The organism is Photorhabdus aballayi (genome assembly GCF_026153155.1).
In the GTDB taxonomy this organism is placed as follows: Bacteria; Pseudomonadota; Gammaproteobacteria; order Enterobacterales; family Enterobacteriaceae; genus Photorhabdus; species Photorhabdus luminescens.
Window position 1 is genome coordinate 16,995 of sequence record NZ_JAPFCD010000041.1, and the last position, 16,141, is coordinate 33,135.

The 16,141-nt window shown below is 44.5% G+C and carries 14 protein-coding genes; 8 read left to right on the forward strand and 6 right to left on the reverse strand.

Going from position 1 to position 16,141, the window contains the following annotated elements:
• Positions 1-25 precede the first annotated feature (25 nt).
• From sdhA to sdhC, 3 genes are read right to left on the reverse strand one after another with little or no spacing between them, the layout of a single operon-like run.
• Entirely contained in the window at positions 26-1,795 is a 1,770-nt protein-coding gene (sdhA, locus tag OO184_RS17760) for a succinate dehydrogenase flavoprotein subunit (protein WP_265380317.1), read from the reverse strand.
• Positions 1,796-2,143 (reverse strand): succinate dehydrogenase membrane anchor subunit, encoded by a 348-nt coding sequence (gene sdhD / locus OO184_RS17765; protein WP_265380318.1) that lies wholly within the window; start codon positions 2,141-2,143, stop codon positions 1,796-1,798.
• On the reverse strand, positions 2,137-2,526 hold the full coding sequence (sdhC, locus tag OO184_RS17770) for a succinate dehydrogenase cytochrome b556 subunit (RefSeq protein ID WP_036812832.1): 390 nt from the start codon (positions 2,524-2,526) through the stop codon (positions 2,137-2,139). The genes sdhD and sdhC overlap by 7 nt, the downstream gene beginning before the upstream one ends.
• 869 nt (positions 2,527-3,395) lie before the next feature.
• On the opposite strand from sdhC, the gene OO184_RS17775 reads away from it, so the two are divergent.
• Positions 3,396-4,679 carry a citrate synthase gene (locus tag OO184_RS17775; RefSeq protein WP_265380319.1) on the forward strand — a complete coding sequence of 428 codons (1,284 nt, stop codon included), beginning with the start codon at positions 3,396-3,398 and terminating at the stop codon, positions 4,677-4,679.
• Positions 4,680-5,047: 368 nt separating this feature from the next.
• On the opposite strand, the gene OO184_RS17780 is transcribed toward OO184_RS17775, so the two are convergent.
• Both OO184_RS17780 and OO184_RS17785 read right to left on the reverse strand, forming a co-directional pair.
• Entirely contained in the window at positions 5,048-5,791 is a 744-nt protein-coding gene (locus OO184_RS17780; protein WP_265380335.1) for a type 2 GTP cyclohydrolase I, read from the reverse strand.
• A 66-nt stretch (positions 5,792-5,857) separates the two neighbouring features.
• Complete coding sequence (locus OO184_RS17785) at positions 5,858-6,067, reverse strand: YbfA family protein (protein ID WP_088372445.1); 210 nt, start codon at positions 6,065-6,067, stop codon at positions 5,858-5,860.
• A 538-nt stretch (positions 6,068-6,605) separates the two neighbouring features.
• Here OO184_RS17785 and OO184_RS17790 point away from each other — a divergent pair.
• From OO184_RS17790 to kdpE, 7 genes are all read left to right on the forward strand, one after another.
• The gene (locus OO184_RS17790; RefSeq protein WP_265380320.1) at positions 6,606-6,986 is read left to right on the forward strand and encodes a hypothetical protein; all 381 of its coding nucleotides are present in this window, start codon (positions 6,606-6,608) and stop codon (positions 6,984-6,986) included.
• 376 nt (positions 6,987-7,362) lie between these two features.
• On the forward strand, positions 7,363-7,428 hold the full coding sequence (gene kdpF, locus OO184_RS25285) for a K(+)-transporting ATPase subunit F (protein WP_376712578.1): 66 nt from the start codon (positions 7,363-7,365) through the stop codon (positions 7,426-7,428).
• Positions 7,429-9,135: a potassium-transporting ATPase subunit KdpA gene (gene kdpA, locus OO184_RS17795; protein WP_265380321.1), complete on the forward strand. Its 1,707-nt coding sequence runs from the start codon at positions 7,429-7,431 to the stop codon at positions 9,133-9,135. It abuts the gene before it with no gap.
• Between the two features lie 20 nt (positions 9,136-9,155).
• Positions 9,156-11,222, forward strand: coding sequence for a potassium-transporting ATPase subunit KdpB (gene kdpB / locus OO184_RS17800; RefSeq protein WP_265380322.1), 2,067 nt, complete (start codon positions 9,156-9,158; stop codon positions 11,220-11,222).
• Between the two features lie 11 nt (positions 11,223-11,233).
• On the forward strand, positions 11,234-11,815 hold the full coding sequence (kdpC, locus tag OO184_RS17805; protein WP_265380323.1) for a potassium-transporting ATPase subunit KdpC: 582 nt from the start codon (positions 11,234-11,236) through the stop codon (positions 11,813-11,815).
• Between the two features lie 9 nt (positions 11,816-11,824).
• The gene (gene kdpD, locus OO184_RS17810; protein WP_265380324.1) at positions 11,825-14,524 is read left to right on the forward strand and encodes a two-component system sensor histidine kinase KdpD; all 2,700 of its coding nucleotides are present in this window, start codon (positions 11,825-11,827) and stop codon (positions 14,522-14,524) included.
• Positions 14,521-15,213: a two-component system response regulator KdpE gene (gene kdpE / locus OO184_RS17815; RefSeq protein ID WP_265380325.1), complete on the forward strand. Its 693-nt coding sequence runs from the start codon at positions 14,521-14,523 to the stop codon at positions 15,211-15,213. Before kdpD ends, kdpE begins: the two co-directional genes overlap by 4 nt.
• Before the next feature lie 96 nt (positions 15,214-15,309).
• On the opposite strand, the gene OO184_RS17820 is transcribed toward kdpE, so the two are convergent.
• A complete protein-coding gene (locus tag OO184_RS17820) occupies positions 15,310-16,134 on the reverse strand; it encodes a Cof-type HAD-IIB family hydrolase (protein WP_265380326.1) in 825 nt (274 codons plus the stop codon).
• Positions 16,135-16,141 lie beyond the last annotated feature (7 nt).

The following is a 16,141-nucleotide window of genomic DNA, read 5'->3' on the forward strand; positions in this document are numbered from 1 at the left end:
CCGCAACTGGATCATCAGCAACTCATTAGTAAGTACGCGCTTTCGGCGGGAATGCTTCACGCAGTTTTGGCTGCATGTTGACATTACGACGCGTCATAGTTTCAGTTTGCGGTAGATAGAGGGTGTGGCATAACCAGTTCGCATCATCACGATCCGGGTAGTCGAAACGGCTATGAGCACCACGACTCTCAGTACGGAAATTAGCAGCAACAGCCGTAGAAAATGCCGTTTCCATCAGGTTATCAAGCTCCAGACACTCAATTCTCTGAGTATTGAACTCTGAGGAAGTATCATCCAAACGTGCATTTTTCAGGCGTTCACGGATAACTTTAAGTTCTTCCAGCCCTTTCGCCATTGCATCACCTTCACGGAATACAGAGAAGTTGTTCTGCATGCACGCTTGCAAATCTTTACGAATTTTAACCGGATCTTCACCCGTACGGGTACTACTATTCCAACGGTTTAGACGTTGCAAAGATATTTCAATATCCGATTCGCTGGCTTCGCGGCTAGTACCTTGCTCCATCAGCGATTCTTTCAGGTGTAAACCGGCGGAACGGCCAAACACCACCAAATCCAACAGAGAGTTACCCCCCAAACGGTTTGCGCCGTGAACAGATACACAGGCAATTTCACCGACAGCAAACAGGCCCGGAATAACGACATCTTCACCTTTTGCGTTAACCATCAGCGCCTGACCGGTAACTTTAGTTGGGATTCCCCCCATCATATAGTGGCAAGTTGGAATAACCGGGATAGGTTCTTTTACCGGATCAACGTGGGCGAAAGTACGGGATAATTCAAGAATACCCGGCAGACGAGACTCCAGCACCTCTTTACCCAAATGATCCAGTTTCAGCTTAGCATGAGGCCCCCAAGGACCATCACAACCACGGCCTTCGCGGATTTCGATCATGATGGAACGTGCTACTACATCACGACCGGCCAAATCTTTAGCATTTGGCGCATAACGCTCCATAAAGCGCTCACCATCTTTATTCAACAAATAACCGCCTTCGCCACGGCAGCCTTCTGTTACCAGAACACCCGCCCCCGCGATACCGGTTGGATGGAATTGCCACATTTCCATATCCTGTACAGGTACACCCGCACGCAGCGCCATACCGACACCATCACCAGTGTTAATGTGAGCGTTAGTTGTTGATTGATAAATACGACCGGCGCCACCCGTTGCCAGAATAGTTGCCTTCGCTTTGAAATAAACCACTTCACCGGTTTCAATACAAATCGCAGTACAACCAACAATACTGCCATCCTGATTTTTAACCAGATCCAATGAATACCATTCAGAAAAAATAGTGGTGTGATTTTTTAAGTTCTGCTGATACAGCGTATGCAACAGGGCATGACCGGTACGGTCTGCCGCCGCGGCAGTACGTGCCGCCTGTTCACCACCAAAGTTTTTTGACTGGCCGCCGAATGGACGTTGATAAATACGGCCATCATCTAAGCGTGAAAATGGCAACCCCATGTGTTCCAGCTCCAGAATAGCCTCTGGACCGGTTTTACACATGTACTCAATCGCATCCTGGTCACCGATATAATCGGAACCTTTCACCGTGTCATACATATGCCATTCCCAGTTATCGTCATGGGAGTTACCCAACGCAACGGTGATACCACCCTGCGCGGATACAGTATGAGAACGGGTTGGGAATACTTTGGAAATCAAAGCACAGGATAATCCCATTTGTGAAATCTGTAGTGCCGCGCGCATACCAGCGCCACCCGCACCAATAACGACTGCGTCAAACTCTCTTACTGGCAGTTTCATCTATACACCCCACACCACAATTGTTCCGTAAATCAAGTAAGCCATCAGTGCAACGATAATCGCCAATTGCAACATTAAACGCAGCGCCAGCGGCTTTACATAGTCAGTTAGTACTTGCCACATACCAATCCAGGCGTGAGCCAGAATGGAAAACAGCGCCAGCACAGTGAAGACTTTAGTGATGGATGAGGCGAAGAAACCCCGCCAGACTTCATAAGTGATCTCCGACGTTGTAATGACGAAGCCCAACATATAAAGAACATATAAAACAATAATCATTGCGGACGCGCGCAATAATAGCCAATCATGGATACCCGTGCGACCCAATGCAGATGCGTTACTTACCATACCAGTACTCCAGCCAGAATCGACAGAATAACAGCAATCCCGATTGCCACTTTGGCAGAGAGACTACCGACCGCTAAGTTTTCTTCCAAGTAGCCGAAATCCATCAGCATATGACGGATACCGCCACAGATATGGTAAGCCAGTGCGGTCAGAATGCCCCACACAATAAACTTAGCGAAAAATCCCGTCATAATATCGGCGGCTTGCTGAAACCCTTCTTGCGAGGAGAGAGACATTCCTAACAACCAGAGGAGAATTCCTACTGCTACGAAAGTAATGACGCCAGAGACACGGTGCAAGATCGAGGCTATTGCAGAGACTGGAAAGTGTATCGTCTGCAAATCAAGGTTGACAGGTCTTTGTTTTTTCACAATTTTGCCCACACAGCTCTTTTATTATTTTCCTTCCTCCGGACCTGGGCGGAAATCAGACAGCGATAAGAGGATACAAAGACACAACATTCAATCAAACGATAGATCCTTCATGTTAAGAAATGTTGTGATTTAGTTACGCTGGGTGCTCCTACAGCAGGGTAATCCGGAGACCTGGCGGCAGTATATGTGCTTCACATTATTATTACAATTCCAACACAATATGATTAGCTACATTTCCACTGAACAGTGATTAAGATCACGATTCAAACATATTGCACAAAATTAATTATCTTGTTTGACAAACTTTAAACATTTATCTTACATATATGGTTGAAAACACTTTTGAGATTGATTTTTGATAAGAGGAAAGACCTCAAGCAAAGCTAAAGTTATGTAACTGTGTAGTCCGCACGAATCATAATCATTTTTGTAGTCAATGCATAAAACATAACTCTCAAAAATTCACTAACAACCTGAAAACCATTGTCGTCCGGGGTGAGATTTCAGCCTTAAATGTGATATTGGCCTGATTTCAGCTTTTCCCTAGTAGTACAGTGTCAGGGGACACAGTATAAGAACCTATTCCACCAGGCATCATAGGTATAGATCATTCTTGTCAATAAATTGGGAACACAGATTGCACAGCAACCGGAGTATGCATACAGTCTGTAAAAGGCGATTCTCCCACAAATCGCTCACCGGCGCGGGCCACGCCAAAGTGCATTCAAAAGTGATCGCTTTTGTCAGAGCACCGTCCAAGCCTGTTCTTGATGACAAAGAATAGTCGATAAAATAGCCTGATAAGATAGACTCTATTACAGTGTCTTTCTGCCGTGGTTGTTAAGAGTTATAAAAATGAAAGCGCTAAGGAGACTGTAATGGCAGATAACAAAGCAACTCTAACCCCAGACGGTTCAGTTGCTATTGAATTGGACGTACTCACACCGACCCTTGGGTCTAAAGTCATCGACGTTCGTACTCTCGGCTCCCAAGGTTTCTATACCTACGACCCTGGTTTTACTTCTACGGCATCTTGCGAATCCAAGATCACCTACATTGATGGTGACGAAGGTGTATTGCTGCACCGTGGCTTCCCTATCGACCAGCTAGCGACAAAATCTACTTATCTGGAAGTCTGCTATATCCTGCTGTATGGTGAAACACCGACACAAGAGCAGTTTGATAAATTTAAAAAAACCGTTACCCGTCACACCATGATCCATGAACAGATCCATCGCCTGTTCAATGGCTTCCGCCGTGATTCACACCCGATGGCAGTACTGTGCGGCGTTACCGGCGCGTTGGCTGCTTTCTATCATGATGCTCTGGATGTGAACAATCCACGTCACCGTGACATTACCGCATATCGCCTGCTGTCAAAAATGCCGACAGTGGCCGCCATGTGCTACAAATACTCTATTGGTCAACCATTTGTTTACCCACGTAATGACCTCTCCTACGCAGGCAACTTCCTGAACATGATGTTCTCTACACCATGCGAAGAATATAAAGTGAACCCTGTACTGGAGCGTGCTATGGATCGCATTTTAATCCTGCATGCGGACCATGAACAAAACGCGTCTACCTCAACAGTACGTACCGCAGGTTCCTCCGGCGCCAACCCATTTGCCTGTATTGCCGCAGGTATCGCTTCTCTCTGGGGGCCTGCTCATGGCGGCGCAAACGAAGCTTGTCTGCGTATGCTGGAAGAAATTCAGTCAGTTGAACACATTCCTGAATTTATTAAACGGGCCAAAGATAAGAATGATGCTTTCCGTCTGATGGGATTTGGTCATCGTGTTTACAAAAACTACGATCCTCGTGCAACCGTCATGCGTGAAACCTGCCATGAAGTGCTAGATGAACTCGGCCTGAATGACAGCCTGCTGGAAGTTGCTATGGAGCTCGAACGTATTGCTCTACACGACCCCTATTTTATTGAGAAGAAACTGTATCCGAACGTGGATTTCTACTCGGGCATTATCCTGAAAGCAATGGGTATTCCATCCACCATGTTCACTGTTATTTTCGCCATTGCCCGTACTATCGGCTGGATCGCTCACTGGAATGAAATGCATGATGCTGGCGTGAAAATCGCTCGCCCACGTCAACTCTATACCGGCTACACAAAACGTGATTTCGAAAGCCAGCTTGAAAAATAATAATAAAATTCGATTACGATAAGGGCGAAGCTCTAGCTTAATAGTTAGGGCTTTATTTAATTGGAAAGATTATTCGGTGAAATTTGATGCCATACCCGTAAGGTTTAAAGCACCGTAGAAATTGATCTCATCACCTTCCTTGTGTATGCTCGTTATCCAAGAGTAGGTACTAGCGACTTGCTCTCTAAATTATCAAACGTAGCCTCTATTTGCGTGTGTAGCGAGATCACCAGGATCAAAATTCACAGTTCTATGAATCGGATAGAATAACGTTATTGACAACAAAACGTTAATTATGAAAAGTCTGTCAAAAGCTTTGAAGCCCACGGTTAGTGGGCTTCGTTTATTTCCGCCTTAGGAAAACGTGATCAAGCCGGATTTGGAATATCGATAAAAGTGACATCCAACCCATAATTATCAGCCAACCATTCACCCAACGCCTTAATACCATAACGTTCAGTGGCATGATGACCCGCAGCATAAAAATGCAGCCCCATTTCACGGGCGATATGAACCGTCTGCTCTGACACTTCACCGGTAATGAAAGCATCAACACCAAATTCAGCCGCCTGTTGAATAAAACTCTGACCACCACCGGTACACCAAGCAAGTGTACGAATCTCCACAGGTGCATTGTCACCGACATGAAACGCTTTGCGACTAAGAGCCTGTTCAATACGTGAAGTTAACTCAAACGGTGTTATCGGCTGTTCAAATTCCCCATGCGGCACGAATGCATCAATTAATCCAACAACTTTGGCTCCGATCTGATGAGCCAATTGCACGTTATTTCCCAGTGATGGATGAGCATCAAGGGGCAGATGATAACCATATAAATTTATATCATTACAGAGTAGAGTTTTCAGGCGATTACGTTTCATACCACGAATCACTGTTGGCTCATTTTTCCAAAAATAGCCATGATGAACGATAATGGCATCAGCCTGATGACGAACCGCTTCATCTAATAAAGCCTGACAAGCAGTAACGCCAGTAACAACTCGCTGAATATGAGCCCGCCCTTCAACTTGTAAACCATTGGGGGCATAATCCTGAAACTCGTCAATTTTCAGTTCTCGATTAATCACATTTTCCAGCTCAATATTACGCATCATATTCGTCCTGTGTATTGATTGTATAACAATAATATACCGTTACCTGCCTCCAATTGTCAGTTGTCAGCTACTTCTGACTGCCATAACCTGCTCTGACTGTTTTAACCATACGGGCTTATCGCTGGTTTTTACCCATATGCGATACAAATAACTGTAAAAACGGACGCGATCACGACGAAACAACATCACCGGCAACGCTAAGATACCGAAAGTGACAGCGCCAATACGGCGTAAAAGAACTTGATACCAAGGATATTCACGATATGAAGACATATTAGTCCTCCTTAAAATGATCCCACTTTTTCGTAGAATCTTAAAAATAATCAATCTGTAAATTGTTTAAAATTTTATCGCAAAAAATGAAAATTTACCACTTATCTGACCACTTTTAAGACGTTATTATCGCTATATTTTCTATTTTATGTAATTTTATTACACAAAATAGAGTAAAGATGTAATATTACAAACAAATTATGAACATTTTATTAACGATCAGTGAAAATGTTATTAATAGCAATAAGAATTAATTTTTTCATAATCCTTGATCCTGTCATCATCGGTTCCACTTTGCTCAGAGAATGGATTGGACTCAATAGATAATCCTATTGGAAAAAATAAAAAAATATTTACGGATAACGATATAGGCATTTGAAAATACCCGCTTGACTCCGGCAATAAAAGTAAGGATTGCCAATATGAAAACTTTCATTGATAATTATTATATGAGCACGGAAAAATGATGTAAGCTTTTGAAGCATACTATTTTTTCAGAATGTTCGTGGATTAACTATAACAGGTAATAGGAGGAAAGATGAAGATATTAACCGTTATATTATTGATATTAATAACAAATATTTCAGGTTGCGTCTCCAAAAAACATTCTTTTTCTATTGACTATAAAGCAAATGGCGAAACTTTTCATTTGACTCCATTATGTATAGAGGAAATTACCCCGAAAAAAGGCGATAATTACTATTCCATTTTCATCAAAGTAAAAAACAACTCTCATTGCAGTAAACCATTTAATCTCCTTATAAAGCAAAACGTAGGAAAAAAACTATCTGTTTTCTTTAACAATAAACCAATATTGAAAAATACCGATATAATTACGCCAATGCATGTCGAAAATGGCTTCTATCAGACAATAGACTCAAATACAACATTCGAAGAAATAGTCAACTCTTTAAATTAATGGAAATCTATGGCTTATTTTTCCCGAAAAGAAGCCATAGATTAATTAAATATTTTTTAAGACAATTCATATATAGAATATTTTTCGCCAAATCCTAATAATGACCTATTGGAAAATTTCAGAGTAACCGGATCTCTTACCATAATATTAAGCTTTCCTATAAATATATCTTCTGTTGAAAAAGGGAAATACGATAGTAGGCACTAAGCTGGATAGCCCTTAACGACCGCTCTTCCTAATCCCCTTTTATTATCATTTTTATACTTTTTTTACACATCCTCTCACTCTTTTATCAGCTTCTTTGCATCTCCTTCCCTAATATTTATTCATCCAAGCTTTCAGGAGATAAACAGTGAGCATATTCTTCATTTCCGGCGTGTTATTAGTAGTCCTGTTACTGATTTATCTGATTTATGCGTTACTCCATGCGGAGGATTTTTAAATGGCAGCATCCGCTTTTTTATTGATCGCCAGTTTCTTGCTGATTTTGATGGTACTGGCAAAACCACTTGGAAATGTTATCGCTAACATGATAGACGGTAATATTCCACACGGGTTGACTAAAGCAGAATCTGGCCTTTGGCGTTGCTGTGGTTTACAGAAACCTGGCGGTATAATCAAAGAAATGAACTGGTGGCAATACGCATTAGCCATCATTATTTTTAATCTCACTGGACTATTACTGCTATTCACGCTTTTAGTCACACAACAAGCGCTTCCCCTTAATCCTGAACATTTCCCAGGACTCAAATGGGACTTGGCGCTGAATACAGCCGTCAGCTTTATCACCAATACTGATTGGCAGGCATACAGTGGAGAAAACACACTAAGCTACTTTAGCCAAATGACAGGTCTAACCGTGCAGAACTTTCTTTCTGCGGCGACCGGTATTGCAGTAGCATTCGCACTGATACGCGCATTTTCCCGTCATGGCGTCAAAACCGTAGGAAATGCCTGGGTTGATATCACACGTATCACACTTTATCTGCTGTTACCGCTGTCTATGATTATCACGCTAGTTTTTGTCAGTCAGGGCGTGATTCAGAATTTCGAACCATATCAATTAGCCCATACCATTGAAGGCCAACAGCAATTAATCCCAATGGGCCCCGTCGCCTCGCAGGAAGCCATCAAATTATTAGGAACCAATGGCGGTGGATTCTTTGGTGCTAACTCATCACATCCCTTTGAAAATCCAACCACTATCAGCAACTTCATTCAAATACTGTCTATCTTCTTGATCCCTTGCGCACTCTGTTTTGCTTTTGGGCAAGTGGTTGGCGATAACCGTCAAGGGCACGCTCTATTGTGGGCAATGAGCATCATCTTTGTCATTGCCGCCGTAGGCGTCATGTATGCCGAACTGAAAGGAAATCCCCATTTCAGTCTGTTAGGCGCCAACAGTAATATCAATATGGAAGGTAAAGAGAATCGCTTTGGCATCCTCGCAACCTCAATTTATGCGGTAGTAACAACCGCCGCTTCCTGTGGAGCAGTCAATGCTATGCATGATTCTTTCACTGCGCTTGGCGGCATGATCCCAATGTGGTTGATACAAATTGGCGAAGTGGTGTTTGGCGGTGTGGGTTCTGGTTTATACGGTATGTTACTGTTCGTTCTGCTGACCGTTTTTATCGCCGGTTTAATGATAGGCCGTGCGCCTGAATATCTCGGTAAAAAAATTGAAGTATTCGAGATAAAAATGGTGGCGCTGGCGATTTTAGTTACCCCTACGCTGGCTCTTTTAGGAACAGCGCTTGCCATATCCACCACCAGTGGACGTGCCGGTATTTTGAACCCCGGCGCTCACGGTTTCAGTGAAGTGCTCTATGCCCTCTCCTCCGCTGCCAACAATAATGGCAGTGCTTTTTCGGGCCTCAGTACCAACAGTATGTTCTACAACCTGTTACTAGCCATCATCTTATTTTTAGGTCGCTTTGGCATAATCCTGCCAGTACTTGCTATTGCCGGTTCTTTGGCCGTAAAAAAACGCCAGCCTGCCAGCAACGGTACACTCCCCACCTACAGCACACTGTTCATCAGTCTATTGATTTTGACCATCATGCTAATCGGTGCGTTGACTTTTATTCCGGCTCTAATCCTTGGCCCGGTAATTGAACATTTACAAATCTGGCTAACGGCCCGATAAGCGCCAAAGAGAGGAATATCATGACAAACAAGCAACAGACATTATTCGAGCCCGCTTTAATTCGTAATGCCCTGATTGATTCAGTCAAAAAATGTCATCCGGCCGCACAATGGCGTAACCCAGTGATGTTTGTAGTCTATCTAGGCAGTGGATTAACCACCATTTTATGGATCGCCATGTTAGCGGATCAGTTTAAGGGAAATACGTTGTTCACCGGTAGCATTGCCTTATGGCTGTGGTTTACTGTGCTATTCGCTAACTTTGCCGAAGCACTGGCAGAAGGCAGAAGCAAAGCTCAAGCAGCCAGTCTCAAAGGGGTAAGGAAAACCAGTTGGGCGACTAAACTCACCTCAGCCAATCGTAATGCAGTCAGAGAGAAAGTCCCTTCTGACAGCCTGCGCAAAGGGGATATCGTCATTATTGAAGCCGGTGAAACCATCCCTTGCGATGGTGAAGTTATCGAAGGCGGCGCTTCTGTTGACGAAAGTGCAATCACCGGAGAATCTGCCCCAGTTATCCGCGAATCTGGTGGTGATTTTTCCTCTGTGACTGGCGGCACCCATGTACTATCTGACTGGCTGGTGGTCGAATGTTCAGTTAATCCCGGCGAAACTTTTCTTGACCGCATGATTTCAATGGTGGAAGGAGCTAAACGTCGTAAAACCCCAAACGAAATCGCACTGACTATCCTATTAACGGCTCTGACAATCATTTTTCTATTGGTATGTGTCACCCTGCTACCATTTTCAATATTCAGCGTGGAAACTAACCAATCTGGTCAACCTATCACTGTCACAGTATTAATAGCGTTATTAGTCTGTCTTATTCCTACCACTATTGGTGGTTTACTTTCTGCAATTGGTGTTGCAGGCATGAGCCGCATGCTAGGCGCGAATGTTATTGCCACCAGCGGACGAGCCGTTGAAGCGGCGGGTGATGTGGACGTGTTGCTACTGGATAAAACCGGTACCATCACCTTGGGAAATCGCCAAGCATCCCAATTTTTACCTGTTCCCGGCGTGACGGAACAACAGTTGGCAGATGCCGCTCAACTCTCTTCTTTAGCCGATGAAACACCAGAAGGCCGCAGCATTGTCATTCTGGCAAAACAGCGATTCAATCTGCGTGAACGGGATTTGCGATCACTGAACGCGACTTTTGTGCCTTTCTCCGCCATGACTCGAATGAGCGGCGTTAATGTGGAAAACCGCATGATCCGCAAAGGCGCTGTCGATGCCATCCGCCGCCACATTGAAGTCAATCACGGAAAATTCCCAGAAGCAGTGGAAATTTTGGTACAGACAGTAGCACGTAAAGGGGGTACCCCGCTGGTTGTCGCAGAAAATCAGCAAGTCCTTGGGGTTGTCGCACTGAAAGATATTGTCAAAGGCGGCATTAAAGAACGGTTCAGTGAAATGCGCCGTATGGGAATCAAAACCGTTATGATTACCGGCGATAACCGTCTGACCGCGGCTGCGATTGCCGCAGAAGCCGGAGTCGATGATTTTCTGGCGGAAGCTACCCCCGAAGCCAAACTAGCGCTGATCCGTCAATATCAATCTGAAGGTCGTCTGGTCGCCATGACTGGTGATGGTACTAATGATGCCCCTGCACTTGCTCAGGCCGATGTTGCTGTCGCTATGAATTCAGGCACTCAGGCAGCCAAAGAAGCCGGCAACATGGTGGATCTGGATTCCAATCCAACCAAACTGATTGAAGTCGTCCACATTGGTAAACAGATGTTGATGACACGTGGTTCTTTGACCACATTCAGTATCGCCAATGATATCGCAAAATATTTTGCCATTATCCCGGCGGCGTTTGCTGTCACTTATCCGCAATTAAATATCTTGAATATCATGCATCTGCACTCTCCCTCCTCGGCGGTTTTATCGACAGTTATCTTTAACGCACTGATCATTATTTTCTTGATCCCATTGGCGTTAAAAGGCGTGAGCTACCGGCCAATGAATGCCTTGTCGCTTTTACGCCGCAACCTGTGGATTTACGGTTTGGGTGGTCTGATAGCGCCTTTCATCGGCATCAAACTGATAGATATGTTGCTGACTTTGCTGATACTTAAATAAAGGTGATGAAAATGATTTGGTTACGTTCTTCTGTTGTGTTGTTGATATTTCTGACACTGATTACCGGCGTAGCTTATCCATTGCTGGCGACAGGTTTATCAGAGTTGCTGTTTCCTTATCAAGCACAAGGCTCTATGGTAAAACATGATGGTCAAACCGTTGGCTCTGAACTGATTGGTCAACCCTTCACTAAAGCAATCTATTTTCAGGGGCGCCCTTCTGCTACCGTAGATTATCCCTATAACACGATGGCCTCTGGCGGCAGCGATTTGGCGATCTCCAACCCGATATTAAATGATGAAATAAAACGCAGAGTTGAGCAACTGCGTCAATTTAACCGCCAACCAGACATTCCTGTGCCGGTTGATCTGGTAACCGCATCCGCTAGCGGCCTTGATCCCCACATTTCACCCGCAGCCGCTGACTTTCAAGCACAGAGAGTCGCTGAGGCGCGCCGTTTACCGGTTAACGTGATAAAACAAGTAATCAGGGATAATATTGAGCCGCCACCATCGGAATTCCTCGGTGAGCCAGTGATTAATGTGTTAAAACTTAATTTTGCCCTTGATAATTTGCAAAAGAAAAAACAGTAAGGCTGGAATATGGATCAACACGAACCACAGCGCCCTGACCCTGATGAATTACTGACACTGGTTACTGAGAAACAGCGCGGTAAATTAAAAATATTTTTCGGTGCCTGCGCTGGCGTGGGAAAAACCTATGCCATGTTGCAGGAAGCGCAGAGATTGCGTGCTCAAGGGCTGGATGTGGTTATCGGCGTAGTAGAAACTCATGAGCGGCAAGGAACTGCCGCTTTACTTGCTGGTCTGCCACAACTGCCGCTTAAACAGATCCACTACCGACGACGCAGAATCACCGTCTTTGATCTTGATGCCGCCATTGCCCGCCATCCAGCCATGATCTTGATGGATGAATTGGCATTCAGTAATCCCCACACCAGCCGTCATCCCAAACGCTGGCAAGACGTTGAAGAGTTGCTTGAGGCTGGCATAGATGTACTGACTACCATCAACGTTCAGCATCTGGAAAGCCTCAATGATGTTGTAGGCGATATTACCGGTATCCGGGTCAGGGAAACCATCCCGGATCACATCTTTGATCAAGCGAATGAAATTGTCTTGGTTGATCTGCCCCCAGATGATCTGCGCCAGCGACTCAATGAAGGTAAAGTCTATATTCCTAGCCAAGCTGAACGCGCCATTGAACATTTTTTTCGCAAGGGTAATTTGATTGCATTACGGGAACTGGCTTTACGCCGTACAGCCGATCGCGTTGATGATCAAATGCGCGCTTTCCGCGACACACAAGGACATGAACCGGTTTGGCATACCCGTGATAATCTTTTGCTATGTATTGGGAACAGCTCTGGTAACGAAAAGCTCATCCGCACTGCCGCTCGCCTTGCAGCTCGATTAGGTTGTATTTGGCATGCAATCTATGTTGAAACCCCAAAACTATACCAATTGCCCGAAGGTAAACGGCGCACTATTTTAAAAGCGCTCAGATTAGCGCATGAATTAGGCGCTGAAACGGCGACACTTTCCGATTCAAACAAAGAGAAAGCGGTATTACGTTATGCCAGAGAACATAACCTTGGCAAAATTCTAATAGGCCGTCGCTGTACATCCAAACAGAAGCTATTTGGCTGGCAATGGCGCCCAAGTTTTGCTGACCGACTGGGAAAACTGGGACCAGATTTAGATCTGGTCATTGTCGCATTAGAAGAACGCAGACAATCAGATAAAGAGCAGGACAACCGCTCTGTCAGTGAAAAATGGCGAGCACAGGTTCAAGGCTGTCTGATCGCCATTGCACTCTGCACACTAATCACCCTGTTCTCCCGAACGTTTTTACTGACCCTCGATAAAGCCAATCTTGTCACGCTTTATCTGCTTGGCGTCGTTATCATTGCGCTATTTTACGGACGCCGACCATCAATATTTGCCGCTTTTATTAATGTCATTAGTTTCGATATCTTCTTTGTACAGCCTCACTGGTCCCTTGCCGTCACCGATATGCAGTACCTGCTGACCTTCACTGTTATGTTGATAGTGGGTGTCGTCGTCGGAAACCTAACAGCGGGAATGAGATATCAGGCGCGCATTGCCCGTTACCGCGAACAACGAACCCGCAATCTCTATGAAATGACCCGTGAACTGAGCCGGGCACTGAATGAAGAAGATATTGCCCGTACCAGTTACCATTTTCTTACTAACGGTTTTCAGGCTAAAACTGGCCTCTTTTTACCCAATAAGGATGGCAACTTATATCAACTAACGACAAATAATGGCGGCCATATGCTGATTGATGACGCTATTGCAAAATGGAGTTTTGATAAAAATCTGCCGGCCGGGGCGGGAACAGATACTCTACCTAGCGTACCTTACCAACTACAACCTATCGCCACACCTTCTCAGACACTGGCTGTATTGGCTATTGAACCATCCTATTTGCGCCAGTTACTGATCCCTGAACAACAGCGATTACTGCAAACATTCACCGGCCTGATCGCCAATGCACTGGAAAGATTGCAACTCTCGCGCCGGGCAGAATCCGCTAAACTGGATACAGAGCGGGAACAGTTACGTAACTCGCTTCTGGCGGCCCTGTCTCACGACTTACGCACACCGCTGACAGTTCTGTTCGGACAAGCGGAAATCCTGATGCTGGATTTATCTGCTGAAGGCTCGCCACACACCAAACAGGTGAATCAGATCCGCCAACAAATTCTCAGCACTTCCCGTTTGGTTAATAACTTACTGGATATGGCCCGTATCCAATCGGGAGGAATTCAGCTCAATCTGGAATGGCAATCGCTGGAAGAGATCGTCGGCAGTACCTTACGTTCGCTGGAATATGCGCTCAACCGTCATCCAGTCGCGGTTTCCCTACCATCCTATTTACTGTTGCATTGCGATGCCAGTTTACTGGAACGGGTATTTATCAACCTGTTGGAAAACGCAATCAAATATACCGATGAGCAAACACCGCTGGGCATTAAAGCGATAACAGAAAAAAATCAAATTCATATTGAAGTTTGGGATGCAGGTAAAGGCATTCCGCCGGAACAAGAACAGTTAATTTTCGATAAATTTTCCCGCGCTCGCAAAGAATCTGCGATTCCGGGCGTCGGCCTTGGATTAGCAATTTGCCGGGCAATCATTGAACTCCACCAAGGAAAGATTTGGGCGGCCAATAACGAAAAAGGTGGAGCAAGTTTTCACTTTGTTTTACCGTTAGAAAAACCACCAGAAATTGAAGAGCTCACTGAGGAGATGTGATTATTACTAGCAATAACACCATTTTGATTATTGAAGATGAAAAAGAGATCCGACGCTTTGTCCGGCTAGCGTTGGAAGGTGAAGGCTATCGCGTATTTGACAGTGATACGCTAAAACGGGGCTTGATTGAAGCGGGAACCCGTAAACCTGATTTAATTATTCTTGATCTGGGCTTGCCGGACGGTGACGGCATTAACCTGATCCGTGATCTGCGCCAATGGAGCTCAATTCCCGTTATTGTTCTCTCTGCCCGTGATAAAGAAGCGGATAAAGTTGCGGCATTGGATGTTGGCGCCGATGACTATCTGAGTAAACCTTTTGGCATCAGTGAACTATTGGCAAGAGTCCGGGTTGCCTTACGTCGTTTTGCCAGAACTAATAAAGAAGAATCGATCGTCCATTTTTCTGATGTGGTTGTCGATCTAGTTAACCGCCGAATCACCAAAAACGATGAAGAACTGCATCTCACCCCGATTGAATTCCGGTTGCTAGGCGAATTATTAGCAAATAGCGGCAAAGTACTCACCCAACGCCAATTACTCAACCAAGTTTGGGGCCCTAATTATGCTGAACACAACCATTATTTACGGATTTATATGGGGCATTTACGGCAAAAATTGGAAACCGACCCAACCAGACCAAAACATTTATTGACTGAAACCGGTATTGGTTATCGATTTATGCCTTAATGCCTGAGGCTGACTACGAATAACATTTCAAATAAAAATGTTGCTCGAACCTCAGGCAATTAACACCCTTATTTTAAAGAAACTCAGCTCAGACAGTTACAAGATACCGCTAATCGCCTGACACATATTTTCAGATAAATAATGGGCGACAGATTCTTCACAGCAAGAACCAATAATATCGGCACCCGGAAGAGCTTGTTTCACCCTATTATGCGCCGTTCCCATTATGACCCCTTTAGCGACGGTTGAAAGCATTTCCACATCATTCATACCATCACCAAACGCCATCGTTTTATCAATTGGGATACCAAGAAACCCGGCGAGTTGAATTAAAGCTTGCCCCTTCGAAACACCACTACCCATTACCTCCAGACACCAAGGAAATGAAAAAGCGACACTGACATTATCAGAAAAGAGATCAATTAAATGACGCTCTAATTTAACCAATGCATCATGATCTCTACTCTTATGAATAAAGAAAACTTTTTCAACCGCATCACAAGGCATTTCATCAACATGCTTGAATATTGGATTGAAATTATTATTCTGACTAAAATCGCTAAAATTATGCTTTACTTCACTGGTTAGCCATTGAGAGCCACAATACATATTGATCACTAAGTCATTATCCGCCTGAGTTTCTTCAATCACTCTTTTTACTACGTGACTTGGCAAATGTTGGCTAATATCCAGGTTCTTACAAGCACTGGTTAATCTAGCGCCATTCGACGTAATCAAATGCACAGGGATATCAAAATCACCAATAATCGAATTCACATCAGCATGATGCCTGCCGGTTGCAAATACGATCTGCTTTCCGGTACTTGATAAATCAGTAAGCACCTTGCGGGTAAACTTACCAATTGTATCTCCTTGAAGTAAAAGCGTCCCATCGAGATCTGTGGCAATGAGATTATACATAGAGTGT